General features: G+C 40.8%; 11 protein-coding genes and 1 riboswitch. Of the genes, 1 reads left to right on the top strand and 10 read right to left on the bottom strand.

Annotation, left to right across the window (positions count from 1 at the left end):
* Positions 1 to 29 precede the first annotated feature (29 nt).
* The 10 genes from L6C30_RS02565 to L6C30_RS02520 all read right to left on the bottom strand — a co-directional run bounded on the left by L6C30_RS02565 (position 30) and on the right by L6C30_RS02520 (position 13,090).
* The gene (locus tag L6C30_RS02565; RefSeq protein ID WP_236162615.1) at positions 30 to 2,348 is read right to left on the bottom strand and encodes a fimbria/pilus outer membrane usher protein; all 2,319 of its coding nucleotides are present in this window, start codon (positions 2,346 to 2,348) and stop codon (positions 30 to 32) included.
* Between the two features lie 3 nt (positions 2,349 to 2,351).
* A complete protein-coding gene (locus L6C30_RS02560) occupies positions 2,352 to 3,068 on the bottom strand; it encodes a molecular chaperone (protein ID WP_236162614.1) in 717 nt (238 codons plus the stop codon).
* 96 nt (positions 3,069 to 3,164) lie between these two features.
* Positions 3,165 to 3,710: a hypothetical protein gene (locus L6C30_RS02555; protein WP_236162613.1), complete on the bottom strand. Its 546-nt coding sequence runs from the start codon at positions 3,708 to 3,710 to the stop codon at positions 3,165 to 3,167.
* Between the two features lie 752 nt (positions 3,711 to 4,462).
* On the bottom strand, positions 4,463 to 5,389 hold the full coding sequence (locus tag L6C30_RS02550; RefSeq protein ID WP_019836287.1) for a branched-chain amino acid transaminase: 927 nt from the start codon (positions 5,387 to 5,389) through the stop codon (positions 4,463 to 4,465).
* Between the two features lie 34 nt (positions 5,390 to 5,423).
* On the bottom strand, positions 5,424 to 8,168 hold the full coding sequence (glnE, locus tag L6C30_RS02545; protein WP_236162612.1) for a bifunctional [glutamate--ammonia ligase]-adenylyl-L-tyrosine phosphorylase/[glutamate--ammonia-ligase] adenylyltransferase: 2,745 nt from the start codon (positions 8,166 to 8,168) through the stop codon (positions 5,424 to 5,426).
* A gap of 176 nt (positions 8,169 to 8,344) precedes the next feature.
* A complete protein-coding gene (locus L6C30_RS02540) occupies positions 8,345 to 9,151 on the bottom strand; it encodes an enoyl-ACP reductase (RefSeq protein ID WP_004975071.1) in 807 nt (268 codons plus the stop codon).
* A 179-nt stretch (positions 9,152 to 9,330) separates the two neighbouring features.
* Positions 9,331 to 10,323 (bottom strand): DUF2804 domain-containing protein, encoded by a 993-nt coding sequence (locus L6C30_RS02535; RefSeq protein ID WP_236162611.1) that lies wholly within the window; start codon positions 10,321 to 10,323, stop codon positions 9,331 to 9,333.
* A 201-nt stretch (positions 10,324 to 10,524) separates the two neighbouring features.
* Positions 10,525 to 11,046 carry a DUF1543 domain-containing protein gene (locus L6C30_RS02530; protein ID WP_230245341.1) on the bottom strand — a complete coding sequence of 174 codons (522 nt, stop codon included), beginning with the start codon at positions 11,044 to 11,046 and terminating at the stop codon, positions 10,525 to 10,527.
* Between the two features lie 174 nt (positions 11,047 to 11,220).
* Positions 11,221 to 12,465: a tryptophan synthase subunit beta gene (trpB, locus tag L6C30_RS02525; RefSeq protein WP_004975067.1), complete on the bottom strand. Its 1,245-nt coding sequence runs from the start codon at positions 12,463 to 12,465 to the stop codon at positions 11,221 to 11,223.
* Positions 12,437 to 13,090 (bottom strand): phosphoribosylanthranilate isomerase, encoded by a 654-nt coding sequence (locus L6C30_RS02520; protein ID WP_019836282.1) that lies wholly within the window; start codon positions 13,088 to 13,090, stop codon positions 12,437 to 12,439. Before L6C30_RS02520 ends, trpB begins: the two co-directional genes overlap by 29 nt.
* Before the next feature lie 192 nt (positions 13,091 to 13,282).
* A riboswitch (cobalamin riboswitch) is annotated at positions 13,283 to 13,507 on the top strand.
* Between the two features lie 35 nt (positions 13,508 to 13,542).
* Between L6C30_RS02520 and L6C30_RS02515 the strand changes: the two genes are divergently transcribed.
* On the top strand, positions 13,543 to 15,402 hold the full coding sequence (locus L6C30_RS02515; protein WP_236162610.1) for a TonB-dependent siderophore receptor: 1,860 nt from the start codon (positions 13,543 to 13,545) through the stop codon (positions 15,400 to 15,402).
* Positions 15,403 to 15,488 lie beyond the last annotated feature (86 nt).

Raw genomic sequence — 15,488 nt, 5'->3', positions numbered from 1 at the left:
TCTCATCCTCAATCATGCTGCTGATATAATTACTGACAAATCAAATCTAATTGTCTGGTTTGTGGAACAGTGCCAGCTTTGACTTGAGGTAATTCAAGCTGGCTATGGCAAACTTTTCCACCTTTGGTTTTAACCTTAAGCATATAACTGCCTGCTTTCACACCATATAAATGTACTTTTCCATCGCTGCCAACAGGTACAAACTCAGTTGCATCATCACTTAAATACACTTCACTGCCCTGCACAAAGGTCTGCTGATCGGGCGTAAGTAAACGCAATATAATCAAACCTGTACGCTGAACAGGGAAATTCACTTTATAGCCACGTTGATTCATGCCAATCACTTTTTGGCTTGAATATTCAAAGCTGTCATACATATCTAACTGGTCTTGATCAAAAGACACGTCGTAATTGACGTAAGGGACAATGTCATGCACAAATACATAGCCGTGTTGATTGGTTTTACCAACAGGCCTTAACGCACGCAGTACTTCCACATTTGGAATATCACCAACATTCACCAAAGCAAAAGCATTGTCTACATATTTGGTCATGGCCCATTTACGGTCTAACCACACTAATGCACCCTGATAATTGGCTTGACTGTAGCTAAAGCGCTCGCTTTCATCGTGGCTTAAATATAAATTGCCCATCGGCATTTTCAGGGCGGTATAAGCATTTACACCAATATCTCCTTCAGCTTGCTGATGGCGCACAGCAAGCGTGTAATCCACACCATTTTGAGTTAGGCTGCTTTGCGCATAACGTAACTGGGTTTGTTCTTCAAAATTATGTGAAAGCTGCGCACTGCGGCGTTGGTCAAATTGATAATTCAGCGTTAAATAGGCTCCGTCGCTATCCTGCATTTTCAAGTCTTTATAATAAGAAAACGACATTGAGGTTTGACGTCCCAACATACGAGAAAAACCGACTGTAAGCATTTGGCTATCTGTAAAACTATTATTTGCATTGGGATGATAACGGCGCTCTAGATAGTTCACATTTAAGGTATTGATTAAAGGAATATTGAAAATACTGACATAAGCTAAATTGTCGTATTCTACTGTTTGCGTCGTATTGCTATATCCCAAACCGCGATATTCAGGACTGTAGTATTTATGACTTGCACCAAGCGCAATCCTACTTCCACTTCGGCTTAGCGAAGCGCCAAAGGTATAGCCATCGCCCCATTCACTGTGACTAGAAGCTGCATGCGTATCTAACAAGGCATATTTGTTGATAGCTTGTGTCCATAACAAACCAACATTTTGCACATCCTTGCTATAATTTAAATTAGTGCCTAAGGTCGTGCTGTCGGTAATCCCGCGTCTGAAATAAAGGTTGCCAAAAAACTCCCGATAATCATCCGACACGTAGTCGTAGTCATAACGCAGCTTACCTGCAGAAAAGTTGTATTCGTTCAGTCCTGGTTTGAGTAATTGCGTGGTGACATACACTGGAAAAGATTGCACGGTACGATTTCCCAATACATCTTCCACCACCACCTGTGCCTCACCCGACTGCTGAATATTGGCACCTGTATTTAAGCTATAGTGGCCAGGCGTAACCTGTTGTTGATATAAATTGATGCCATTAATGTATAAATCGACTGTGGATGGCAGTACAGCACTGCCTCTTAAGGTGGGTACATTCCAATAAATAAAATCTGGATAACTACTAAAATTCGAACCAAAAGATACACCGCCAAATCTAAATGTATCTAATAATGGATTATAAACGCTGGTGTTATCACCCAAGGTTAAACGCTGATAACGTGATGGAAACTCTATTTCAAAACTGGTATTCAAACGCAGTAGCTTATCTTGATCTTGTTCTACCTCTTTGCGATACATCATGGCATTTTTAAAAATCCAGTAATCTTTAAAAACACCAAGCTCCGCCAAGCCATTTATTTCATTGTAATTATCATAACGTGCATACAGCACATCATAATTTAAAAAGCCACCCAAGTCCGCTTTTGAGGGAATCGCATGCGTTTGGGTAAACTGTGCATCAATAAAATAGCTAGCTGGTACAGTTAGTTTTATGGCTTGCAGCGCAGCGTCTTGCTCAGACTGAATTTCATTGGTGGTTACAGAACAAAACTGAGTTTGTGCGCTGTGTTTTTGCAAACGGTCTTGCTGTAAACCGAGTTGTTGCAAGACCTCACATTCCATATAGCGTTGCCCATCCTGCTGCAACACCAGACTTTCAATGACACGATCTACGCCATTCAGCCAAACACTATTCAATGCCATTTCAGTATTGGCAGCATTGGCAGCATTGGCAGGTAATGGTATCCCCCACAGGACACATTGCAGCGCAAAAAACAGTCGAGTTCTATGCATGATTTAGCCCTTCATTTTCAACTCAATGGCTTGCTCACTTTTATCTGTTTCAAGTTTGAGTATGTAATTTTTCAAATCACTGAGTTTGATTTGCCCCATATCAAAGCTGTGCTTTTGTTGATTTAACAAATATTTCATTTCACGAGTAGTTGCGACAGGTTGTTTTTGTTGATTTAAAATACTGATTGAAGAAATTTGCACATGCGATGCAGCGTGATTTTCTATCTCTAAAAATAAATGATTATTTTGATAACGTGGGGTTGCTGTTACCTGAATGGCTTCTTGCTTACCCACAAATAAAGGAACAGAAATTGAGAATAAAAATTGTAAGGCGTCTTCTTCCACTACAGGAGCAATTTCTTTAAAAACAATGCGCCAAGTTTTTTCTTGCGCCATTTCTTCCTTCGAAAGTGGTCGGCTAAAACCCACACGAATAATTTGTTGCGTATTAGGTTGTAAAACAAAGTTTTTTGGATTAATTAAAAGGTCTTGATCTGGCTCTAGTACATCTTCACCCTGAGCATTTTGCGACCATTTATAGGCAAACATTTCAAAGCTTTTCGGTTCGGTAAGATCAGTGGCTTCCATCACAACCGTTGCACTGCGTTGTCGTGCTTTATCGCCTAAATACATTTGTGTAGGTGAAATCACCATGTTTGCATAAACAGCTTCTACACATAAGCAACTTGCAATCAGCATATATTTCAATAATCGTTTCATGCTTCCCCCAGCAATGTCTTATTTGTATTTATTTAGACTAAAAAGTTGACTCCACCCATCGGCAAAGCCAACTCATTCAGATTGAGTTCAAACGTATTAGAATGAAACTTCAATGCTGTAATTATCGGTATAAGTACCTGCTGGTTTAGAAATACCTACGCTGTCACTTTTAACAAAGACATTGTAAGTGTTCCAACCATTGCTGCCTGGCGCAATATTGGTTTGCTTATCATTTAACAGAATAATAGACGGTGAACCCGCACGCTTGGTTTCAACTGTGAGACCCACTGCAGGTGCATTAATACCAACACCTAATTTTGCTTTAGATTTTGTTGATTTATCCCCCAAACGGTTGTCGGTATTTACCAGTAGATTGTAATTTGCATTCGCTCCAACCATAAATTGACCTGAAGTTTCCGCACCATCTTTTAATGAGATACTTGATGTTAGTACATTCAGCTCACAACGCTTAGGTACAGTCACTTGAATTGGAATACTTCCTGTGCACGGCCCTTCGTTACATACTGGGGTTGGCTTAGGGTCTGGTTTAGGACCTTGATTGCCGCCACCACCTGCCATTGTTACCGTTGAAAAAGCACCGAAAACCACCACAGCTGCAGCTGTTTTAATAAATTTAGACATGTCATTTCTCCATAACTCTTATAAAAAAACATTTTTTAATCATTCACTCGCTTGAGATGTCGTTAGAATTATTGAAACTCAATCCTTAGCAAGTTTCTTCATTTTAGGTATTTCTCACAAAAATCCATCTATACGCGCTATTTCACGCAATATTGAATAAACTTTTAATTTCAGCAAATTAGGAGATTAAAGTACTGTTTTAAATAACATCACAAAAAACTAGGGAGCAGCTCACTCCCTAAAATTTGTGATCCAAATTTTAGGGATACTAAAAAAATATATTTACTTACATTTAAACCAACACATTGTTTTTATTTAACTTTAACAACATTTTTATTTTAACTTTTGTTACATTTTAGATGGGTTTATTTTTTAAAGAATGGTCAAAATTTGGTTTCTTCTCTGGTTTTTATTACACTTTTCACGCATTTAATTCACTATCTCCTATCACATTCGACAGACTGAGCGTTTTTTAAAATCAAATCTCACCAATTGTAGGGATTGCCCTTCGCTATAAAAACCGATGCTTTAAACGACTGAATTTATCCAAAAGATCAAATTTTTACATCACCTACTCAACGAAGAAACAGTTGATCATTCATCTATGACTGTAACGTGAGAAATAAACCTCGCAAGAAGTTTAGCCGTTCAATAACGCAATAGCAGATAAAATAAAACCCCATTCAAGCCACTGCCTGAATGGGGTCATCACACCTGAGTCAGTAATATAGACTCAGGTACACACGCGTGACTTATTTAACGTAAGTCAACCAATGTGCATATTTGTCATTCTTGCCTTGAACTGCGTCAAAGAAAGTTTTTTGAATTTCAGTGGTAATTGGGCCACGTGAACCACAGCCAATCACACGGTCATCGTATTCACGAATTGGGGTAACTTCTGCCGCTGTACCTGTAAAGAAGGCTTCGTCAGCAATATAGAATTCATCACGCGTAATACGGCGTTCAACTACATCATAACCTAAGTCTTTAGCAATCGTAATCACGGTTTGACGTGTAATACCATCTAAAGCACCGCCAGCAATGTCAGGAGTATGTAAAACGCCATCTTTAATTAAGAATACGTTTTCGCCAGAACCTTGACATACATAACCTTGTGGGTCCATCAGCATTGCTTCGTCATAACCCGCCTGTGCGACTTCTTGGTGAGCAAGAATAGATAAGGTGTAGTTACCAGATGCTTTGGCTTTACACATAGTCACGTTTGGATGATGGTGCGTAAACGATGAAGTTTTAACGCGAATACCTTTAGCCATCGCTTCTTCACCCAAGTATGCACCCCAACCCCAAGCCGCAACCGCAGCATGAATGGTGTTATTGGTTGCAGCAATACCCAGTTTTTCAGAACCAATCCAAATTAATGGACGTAAATAGCACGATGAAAGTTTGTTTTCACGTACCACATCAATTTGCGCCTGTTCTAGAGCTGCTTGATCAAATGGGACTTTCATTTGATAGATTTTTGCAGAGTTTAACAAACGCTTAGTATGGTCCTGAAGACGGAAAATCGCAGTTCCGTTTGGCGTTTCATAAGCGCGGACACCCTCAAACACACCCATACTGTAGTGTAAGGTATGCGTTAAAACGTGAATTTTTGCATCACGCCAGTCAACCAATTGTCCATCTTGCCAAATAAAACCATCACGATCAGCCAAATTCATGGCACACACTCCAAATGTTTATACAATAGTCATTTTAATCCAACGCAGACGTTGCAGTCGGATCAATTAATCTTTGCCATAACTTGCAAACGACCTCACGGGTAGCGTACCAATCCGCAGCATTGACTTGCATGGATTGATTTGCAAGGGCTAAGCGGTGGCTTTCGGCTCGTTCACGGAGATAAGCTTGAATCAATGCTGTCGCATCGTCGCTGGATAAGCAACCTGTTTTTGCGGCATCTTCAAGGATTCTTACGTTGTCGGAATAATGGGCGAGATCAGGATTCGACCCACTCCAGGCTAATACCGCATACTGTGCCATAAATTCGATATCAACGATACCACCTGCATCCTGTTTTAAATGAAAAATTCCATCTTTTTTTTGCTCTTTAGATGAACCCAAATGATCTTTCATTTTTTGACGCATTTTCAGCACTTCGCTGCGGACATACGCTTCGTCACGCGGCTGGGTTAAAATCTTACAACGCAACACTTCAAACTTATCACGTAACTGTTGCTCTCCTGCAATACTGCGCGCACGTACCAAAGCCTGATGCTCCCACAGCCATGCATTTTTCAGTTGATACTGCTCAAAGGCCCGCAAACTGGTCACCAATAAACCCGCATCTCCAGAAGGACGTAAACGGGTATCGACCTCATAAACGCGACCATCTAAAGTTTGCGTGGTCATTAAAGATACAAATTTACGTGCCACCCGCATGGCGAATTCAAAGCCACTAATCGGTTTGATCCCATCGGTATCGGCCTGTTCATCCATGTTGTGAATAAAAACCACGTCCAAATCGGAGCCATAACCCAGTTCAATGCCACCCACTTTGCCATAACCAATAATGGCAAAAGCGTTATGCTCCAAACCACAACGCTGCCCTTCACTGTCTAGCGGGTAACCATGTTTTTTGACAATCATTTGATAGGCCAATTGCAGGGCTGCATTTACGGTCACTTCAGCAATATCGGTTAAAGCATCTGACACTTTCATCAAGTGGCTTTCTGCCAGCACATCGCTGGCTGCAACTGTCAATACGTTGGACTTTTTGAATAAACGTAGCACCCGCATGAGGTCTTCAACTTCATCGAGTTCAATGCGCAGCAATTGTTGGCGCAAAGAATCTTCCAAATCGCTGCGTTTTGGCAATTCAAAATCCATGGATAAAAATTCATCTAGTAACACAGGATATTGCGTCAATTCTTCACAAATCCACGGGCTGACTGTGGCCATTTTCACCAAGCGTTGTAACGCCCCTTTGCTTTCAATCAGCATGACCAAATACACGGTACGACGTAGTACAGATTCAACCAATGGCATTAAACGCATAAGCGCCATCTGTGGGTTTTCCGACTGCAACACCGCTTCAATCAAGTGTGGCCAAAAGGTTTTTAAACGCTGTAAAGCTTTGGCGGTAAGTTTTTTAATGCCATGCCCATACCAGAACTCATGCACTAAATTTTTCGCTTGGTCGTCTAGTACAGCATCGAGCTGTTTTTCTAGCTGACTATAATTTTCCAACAAAGAATCGGGTTCATTCTCTTTAATTAAATGTTCAAACTGATAAATGACTTTGACACGCTTTTCATTGAGGGTCTGCATAAAGCTATCCCAATCGGCAAAGCCCAAAGTATCGCTAATGCGTGCACGTAACTCAGGTTCGGTTGGTAAAGCTTGGCTTTGCTGATCATTCAAGGCTTGAATGGCATGTTCTACTCGACGCAGAAATAAATAAGCATCTTCTAAATCAAGTACGGCTTGCGGTTCTAGCAATTCAGCTTCGCCCAAATGACGCAAACTGACCAAACATTGGCGGTCTTGTAATTCTAGTTTTGAACCACCGTAAATGAGCTGAAAAACCTGCACAATAAATTCAACTTCACGAATACCACCTGCACCTAATTTAATATTGTCTTCGATATTACGGCGCTGTACTTCGCGCTCAATCATGGCTTTCATTTCGCGCATAGCTTCGAAAGCGGTGTAATCGACATACTTGCGGAATACGAAAGGTCGGGTCATTTGCAGCAATTCATGACCTTCTTGCCCGCCTGTGATAATACGTGCCTTAATCCAAGCATAGCGTTCCCATTCACGTCCATGCTGACTTAAATATTTTTCCAATGCCACGTGGCTAATTGCCAATGCCGAACCATCGCCCCACGGACGTAATCGCATATCGACACGGAAAACAAAACCATCGGCGGTGATATGATCTAATAGATAGATCAGTTTTTGTCCCCATAAGATGCAGAATTGCTGCACTTCAATGCACTTGCGTCCATTGGTTTCACCTTGTTCATCAAAGGCAAAAATCAAGTCGATATCACTGGATAAATTCAATTCCTGCGCACCATGCTTGCCCATGGCGACCACAATTAAGTCTTGGACTTTTCCGTTATATCCTATCGGTTCGCCATGTTTGGCAACCAATGGAATCCGTGCGAAATCTTTGGCAACTTGCACGCAAATATCAGCAAAATCTGAAAGTTCCTGCGTCAACGTCACCACATCGGTGAGCTGGTTGGCATCTTGCCAAATCCAGCGAAACATTAAACGGGCGCGTAAAATCCGCAGAGTTTTCATCCACAAGGTTTCATCTTGAATGTCTTGTAAAGTGGAAATCACCAGTTGATGAATATACTCTGCACTCAGCGGTTTTAGAAATTGGTCAATTGCATAATCCTGCTGTAACAGGCTTTCGTGATTTGCCAAGACTTGTTCTGCATATTGACTGGCATGTAACGTTTTTTGCAATTGTTCCGCATTCATTTTTAAGACCTAAAACCCAGTTTTATTTTGAAATATTGTCAACTCATCTATTTATAGCAGCAGATGCGCCAAAGAAGAAAATAAAATTACAGCAATCTGCAAAATACCTCTTGCTTAAAATGCAGCGATAAAAAAACCGAAGCCTAAACTTCGGTTTTATCTGCTTGATGCAATGCTTATTCAGCATCTAGCATTAATTCTGCGCTCATACCAACCGTGTTAAAACCTGCATCGACATACAGAATTTCACCAGTAATACCATTCGCCCATGGTGAGCAAAGGAATAATGCCGCATTACCAACATCTTCAATGGTCACGTTGCGTTTTAAAGGTGCAACTTTTTCATTGAGGTCTAACATTTTACGGAATGATTTAATGCCTGATGCGGCAAGCGTACGAATTGGGCCTGCAGAAATTGCATTCACGCGAATACCGTCAGCACCCAAGCTTGAAGCCAAGTAGCGTACACCTGCTTCTAAAGATGCTTTCGCCATACCCATGACGTTGTAGTTTGGCATCACACGCTCAGAACCTTGATAAGTCAAAGTCAATAAGCAACCTTGGCGTGCTTGTAATAATGGTTTTGCAGCACGTGCCATCGCAATAAAGCTATAAGCACTAATGTCATGCGCAACTTTGAAACCATCACGATCTGTAACATCGGTAAAGTCACCATCTAAAGTATGCGCAGGCGCAAAACCAATCGAGTGAACCAAACCATCCAAACCATCCCAGTGCTTTGCCAAGTCAGCAAAAGCTTGCTCAATTTCTGCATCTACGCCTACATCGCAAGGCAATACAATGCTTGAGCCAAATTGTGCAGCGAAGTCATCAACACGTTTTTTGAGTTTTTCATTCGGATAAGTAAATGCTAATTCTGCACCTTCACGATGCAATGCTTCTGCAATACCAAATGCGATAGATAATTTACTTGCAATACCAGCAATTAAAAAACGCTTACCCGCCAAAAGACCTTGTGCCATGTGAAACTCACCTTGATATATTTCGCAATATCATGCCAATTCTCAACGCATAGTGAAATTGCATAATGCACCTTTTTTTGCCGTTTATGTAAAAACTCAATGGCGATTCAAGCGAGTGATAGATAAAATTATAGGATTGATCTGCAAGCGGTGACTACAATCGTGATTAAAAATCTGCCCTACCACTTGGCATAATGCTGTTCAAGCAAGCCGTATTCGTTTAACAAAATAATTTCGGTATCGTCTTGTTGAATAGTACCGCTAATTTTGGCTTGCCATTGACTAAATTGACTGCCAACCAGACGTAAATTCAGATTTTCATAACGGCGCCAACCTGTGCTGACAGTTAAATTCAAACGATGATCCAGTGAACGAATACTCCACGAACAGTCATCTTCAGGTTGGAACAACACATCTGTTAATGGATACAGCACGCCATTAATCCACAAACAGTTTTCGTTGCCAAAACTTTCATTCACACCAGAAGCCAAATTCAAGCCTACACGTCGGTTTTCGGTATCCCAGAAGTTACACGACAACCAAAACCATGCTGTTTCAGGACGTAAAAACCCGCAGGTGTCATATAAAGAGGCAAAGGTGCGTTCATGGAATTGAATGGTTTGTCCAGTTTTATTGATAAAATAGCCTTCACAGCCGAGCGTAGTCAGTTTTTGAGTATAAGTCCAACCATTAATACCTGTTGGGCTACACATACTTAGCGGGTCTGTGCCTGCACAAAATATTCTCGCACTGAGTTTAATTTCACCATATTTGGTCACGCGGATATAACGCACACCATTGGCATGTTGAATTTCAATTTGAAATGGCGATTTTTCAAAAAAACTTTGATTAAATAATGGTTGCTCATCTAAAACAGTATTGCGCGATAAAAAATTAATCGCATTCCATTCCTGCACTTCGCCCGTCATGTGATTATAAATATAGACAAAACCGTGCCCTGCCCAAGCAATATCGGCAATTGCCAGCCCAATGGTATAGTGTTCGTGTTGAATACTACAAAATTTAAACTTTTTATATTTTAAGCGTTTACGCCAACCTGACAATACCTCACCATACGGTGATTTATATTGGTAAGCCTGATAATCAATTTTTTTGGGAAGTTCACTAAAACGTCCATAATGCGGCTGTCCATTCGCCTGAATTAAATCCATTGAAGACATTCCCTATTGTCTAAAAACAATTCATCTTTGGTCGTATTATGCCTACAAATGCATGTACAAAAAACCCGCAGCTTATGATTTTGTTGAAAAACTTATAAAAACATAGATTGTTTTGCCATTTTAAGGCCTGAGCGCTTACTAAATATACAAAATATAAATTAATCTATTTCTGCCTTAATATTCTGAATACTTTTAAGCATCAGCATTCAAAGTCAGATAGGTATTTTCCCAACGATTGCCTGAAAATGACCCTTCAACCAATTGCACATAGCGACCATGCACCTGATCTATCGCAATATAATCATCCACTTCTAATACCCGGTCGGTATGTTGTTTTTGCCAGTGCTGAGCGAAATAGGCTTTACCACGCTGTTTTGCCACCATTGGATTTTGTGCTACCACCAACACATAACGATGCAACTCACCAAATTCACGTGGGTCATATCCACCTAAATTAATCAAATACAGTCGGTTTTCTGCCTGATTCGGCTGCGCATCGGTAAATTTCAAATAGTAGGATTTGCCTTCAAACTCAACACCGTTAATTTGCGCCCATGCATCAATATGCAAACCTTTCAGTTCTGCAAACCAAGCCTGCTTGAGTTGAGGATAGGTCTCTTCTAAAGAGTCTCCTACCGCGAGTACCACATCATGCACTTCAGTATTGGCTCGCGCATGACGCCCACCTAACATGACGATAAATAAACTGGGCATATCCAACTCCTACGCAAATATCCTAAGCTTGATCGCTTTAAGGGTTGATGATTTTTAAGCTTGATCATTTAAAGTAGCGAGAATTTTTTAATTCTCCAAATAAAAAATCGTGCCGAATTGCTTCAGCACGATTGAATTGAAATACAGCATGCTTTATTTCAAGCAGCTTGAAATTTACATATCCACCATTTCCACACCATCAATGCGGGCAACAGTCATTAGATCCTTATCACCACGACCTGAAACAGTCGCAATAATGATTTGATCTTTATCCATCGTTGGCGCAAGCTTACTCACATAAGCCATAGCATGTGAGCTTTCTAAAGCAGGAATAATCCCTTCAATACGGGTTAAATCACGGAAACCTTGCAATGCTTCTTGGTCATTGATTGGCACGTAATCGACACGGTGCATATCTTTCAGGAAGCTATGTTCTGGCCCTACACCCGGATAATCCAGACCTGCAGAAATAGAGTGAGTTTCGATGATCTGACCTTGTGCATCAGACATTAAATAAGTACGGTTGCCGTGTAATACGCCCACGTGTCCTGCATTCAATGGCGCAGAGTGCTTGCCTGTTTCAATGCCCAAGCCCGCAGCTTCAACACCGTACATTTTTACTTCGGCATCATTCAAGAATGGATAGAACAAGCCCATCGCATTGGAACCACCACCAACACACGCCACAAGTGCGTCAGGTAAACGACCTGCCTGCTCCTGAATTTGACGACGTGCTTCACGACCAATAATAGATTGGAAATCACGTACCAATTGCGGATACGGATGTGGGCCTGCCACAGTACCAATCACATAATACGTTGAATCGACATTGGTCACCCAGTCACGCATAGCTTCGTTCATGGCATCTTTTAAGGTTTTAGAGCCACTTTCTACAGGCACAACCGTTGCCCCGAGTAAGCGCATGCGGTACACGTTCATGGCCTGACGTTTGACGTCTTCTGCACCCATGAACACCACACATTCTAAGCCTAAACGAGCGGCAATGGTCGCGGTTGCTACACCGTGCTGACCTGCACCTGTTTCGGCAATAATGCGTTTTTTACCAGACAGTTTTGCCAATAATGCCTGACCAATGGTGTTATTCACTTTATGTGAGCCAGTATGGTTCAAATCTTCACGTTTTAAGTAAATTTGCGCACCACCCAACTCTTTTGACCATCGCTCAGCATAATACAAAGGACTAGGACGACCTACATAGTAGGCGAGATCGCGGTCGAATTCTGCCAAAAACTGCGGATCATCTTTCATGCGGAAATACAATTTTTCTAAATCTTGTAAAGCCGCCATCAGCGTTTCTGACACAAAACGTCCGCCATGGATCCCAAAATGCCCTTTTGCATCTGGGAATTGGGTATAGTCAATCACTGAGTTATTGTGATTTGTACTTTGCTGATCCACGTTGGACTCCTTGCATGAAGTTTTCTATGAGTTGTTGGTCTTTAATACCTTTTGCAGACTCAACTCCGCCACTGACATCAACAGCATAGGCTTGAGTCGTCTGAATTGCATCTTCAATATTTTCAGGGTTTAAACCACCCGCCAAAATTAAAGGAATATCGAGTTTGGGGAATTTTGACCAGTCAAAACTGTGTCCTGTACCACCTTTCAACTCAGGATGCCACGCGTCTAATAATACTGCGCTTGCACCTGCTTGTTGATAGCTTTTTATTGCATCCAACACATTTAAATCGGGTTTGACCTGAATGGCTTTGTACCATCGACGTCCAACTTGCTCTGCTATTTGCAGACATTGCAACGGTGTTTCATCGCCATGAAACTGCAGAATATCTAAAGGTACTTGTTTGAGTACAGCGGCAATTTCTTCTGCCGTTGCATTGACAAATAAACCGACCACTTGCACATAAGCGGGAATGTTTTGCAGCAAGCATTGTGCTTGTTCAATGTTCACATGGCGCGGACTTGGAGGATAAAACACCAAGCCTATTGCATCTGCACCCGCATGTACCACACTGTTTATATCTTGAATTCGCGTGATTCCGCAAATTTTGGTACGGGTACGCATCGTTTTGCACTCTAATCCTGATTTTCAATCTTCATTTTGCTGATCTTGCTGTATGTGACTTTTAAATTGTCTGTTCTTACAAACAAAATCATATATTAGGGCGAATCATTGTAATGCAATTTTCAGAGGTTGAGTGAAGTTCAGGCGGATTATTCTACATTTCCGTTGTTTAAATGCTGAACAGACTTTATACTTCGCGCAAATGCAACGAGTTCTAGCTTTAAGCTTTAGGGAAGTTGGTGAAAGTCCAACACTGCCCCCGCAACGGTAACCATGAAACGTATATCGATTTAAATCTTATGATTTACACCACTGTATGAACAATATGGGAAGGTGGATATACAGCGAAGCAATCATAAATTAGAAGATGCTTGGCACATTGTAGTCCGGAGACCTGCTTGTTGTGCCCTTAACTCAATCATTCACGTGGGGTGAATGTATGGAGCAAAGTCATGTCTACTCTTTTTCAGCCTACTGCTTTAGTGGGCGCAATTGCGCTTGCAATGGGTTTCTCTACGTCTGTATCTGCACAAGACAGTTCTAATGTTGTCAATGCATCTTTAGACACTTTAGTCGTTACCGCGACACGTTCTGAAGAAAAAATTGGTGATGTGCCTGCGCGTATCTCCATTATTGAACCACAAATTGTCGATCAGTCTCCAATTGCTGAATTGCCTCATTTACTTATGAGTGATGCATCTATTGATATGATGCAATACGGTGGTTATGGTCAAACTGCATCTATCTTTACACGTGGAACAAATTCGACCCATACTCTTGTATTACGTGATGGTGTTCGACTAAACACTGGGTCTGTAGGATCTGCATCTTTGGCATTTATTGATACTACCGATATTAAACAAATTGAAGTATTGAAAGGTCCAGCATCTGTATTATACGGCACAGATGCAATTGGTGGCGTAGTTCAGTTAGTTTCTAAAACACCAGAAAAAACAGAGGCTTTTATAACTGGTGAAATCGGTGAGCACAATACCTATAAATCTGTCATTGGTGCGGATTTAGCTGAGAATGGTATTTATGCACAAATTCGAGGACAACGCTTAGAATCGGATGGCACGCAAGTTACAGACTTTAAAGATGCTCAAGTCAATGCTGGTGCCTATGATCAGAAAGGCTTTAGTGCAAAATTCGGTGTAGAAAAACAACAATATGCTGCATCTGTTGATTATTCAGAGAACCAAGGTACATCAACTTACGTTGAAAGTGTAAATGATGCGAATTGGAATCTAATAGGTTTAAAAAATGTCTCTCAAGATTTTAAAAATGAAATCCTTAATGTTAAAGGCCGTGTAAACCTAAGCGATACCTTTGCACTTCATGCTCGCTTATCTCAATTCAAAGATGATCTTGAGCAAAATGATTCTCATGATTCAATCTACAATACAACAAAAGAAGCTGAACTTTACAGTAAATGGCAATTTAGCCCTACTCAGAGTCTCTTAGCTGGGGTCGCAACGAAAAATGTCGAATCTGACGTTCTTTCAGGTAGTGGTTATTATGCAGTGGACTATGACAAAGATGTTGGTAGCACAGGTTATTTTGTTCAACACCAATACCAATCTGAAAAACTACACACCCAATTAGGTGTACGTGTAGAAGATCATGAGACATTTGGTACTCATACAGTAGGACAAGCTGCCGCACGTTATCAAATTTTACCAGCCACTAGTATTTACACCAATATTGGCACTGCTTTCCGTGCTCCAACGAATAATGACTTATATGCATTAAGCTGGGGTGGTAACCCAGAGTTAAAACCAGAAGAAAGTGTTTCATATGAGATTGGTCTAGACCAACAACTTACAGATCACTTAACAATGGGATTATCTGCTTACCGTAATGAAGTTGATAACTTAATTACTTGGCAGAATGGTAAAAATTTCAATGTAAAGGAAGCAACTTTTACTGGTGGAGAATTCAACCTTGATTGGGCAAAAGATGAGTTATTTACAAATATTTCATATGCCTATGTACAGCCAAAAGACAAGAAAACTGATCAAGATCTGCCTCGTCGTTCACGCCAAAGTATCACTTTGACATCAGGACTACAAAATGAAGTGTATGGCATTAGTGCATCACTTTCTGCTAAATCTAGACCTAAAAATAGTACAATTTCTGGATATGCTACTGTTGATGTAAATGCTTTCTGGAATGTAAATCCTAACGTTAAATTATTTACAAATATTCAGAATATTGGTGATGTTGAATACAAAACGACATCTTATGGTAGCGGATACTATTATGTGAACGGCGGTCGCCTCGCTTCAGCAGGCGTAACTTTCCGCTACTAAAACCCGCATAACAACAAAAACTTTAAAACAGCGCAGTTTATGGATAATGTTTTGACCGGCATTATCCTTTTTTTCATTTCAACCTA

This window comes from Acinetobacter sp. KAM396, from assembly GCF_021602765.1.
Classification (GTDB): domain Bacteria; phylum Pseudomonadota; class Gammaproteobacteria; order Pseudomonadales; family Moraxellaceae; genus Acinetobacter; species Acinetobacter towneri_A.
The sequence above is the reverse complement of the archived record's forward strand: the minus strand, read 5'-3'. Positions and strand labels throughout refer to the sequence as shown.

What these genes read in the sequence shown, in the direction of transcription:
- L6C30_RS02565 (WP_236162615.1), bottom strand. Translation starts at nt 2,348, where the DNA reads ATGCATAGAACTCGACTGTTTTTTGCGCTGCAATGTGTCCTGTGGGGG.
- L6C30_RS02560 (WP_236162614.1), bottom strand. Translation starts at nt 3,068, where the DNA reads ATGAAACGATTATTGAAATATATGCTGATTGCAAGTTGCTTATGTGTA.
- L6C30_RS02555 (WP_236162613.1), bottom strand. Translation starts at nt 3,710, where the DNA reads ATGTCTAAATTTATTAAAACAGCTGCAGCTGTGGTGGTTTTCGGTGCT.
- L6C30_RS02550 (WP_019836287.1), bottom strand. Translation starts at nt 5,389, where the DNA reads ATGAATTTGGCTGATCGTGATGGTTTTATTTGGCAAGATGGACAATTG.
- glnE (WP_236162612.1), bottom strand. Translation starts at nt 8,168, where the DNA reads ATGAATGCGGAACAATTGCAAAAAACGTTACATGCCAGTCAATATGCA.
- L6C30_RS02540 (WP_004975071.1), bottom strand. Translation starts at nt 9,151, where the DNA reads ATGGCACAAGGTCTTTTGGCGGGTAAGCGTTTTTTAATTGCTGGTATT.
- L6C30_RS02535 (WP_236162611.1), bottom strand. Translation starts at nt 10,323, where the DNA reads ATGGATTTAATTCAGGCGAATGGACAGCCGCATTATGGACGTTTTAGT.
- L6C30_RS02530 (WP_230245341.1), bottom strand. Translation starts at nt 11,046, where the DNA reads ATGCCCAGTTTATTTATCGTCATGTTAGGTGGGCGTCATGCGCGAGCC.
- L6C30_RS02520 (WP_019836282.1), bottom strand. Translation starts at nt 13,090, where the DNA reads ATGCGTACCCGTACCAAAATTTGCGGAATCACGCGAATTCAAGATATA.
- L6C30_RS02515 (WP_236162610.1), top strand. Translation starts at nt 13,543, where the DNA reads ATGTCTACTCTTTTTCAGCCTACTGCTTTAGTGGGCGCAATTGCGCTT.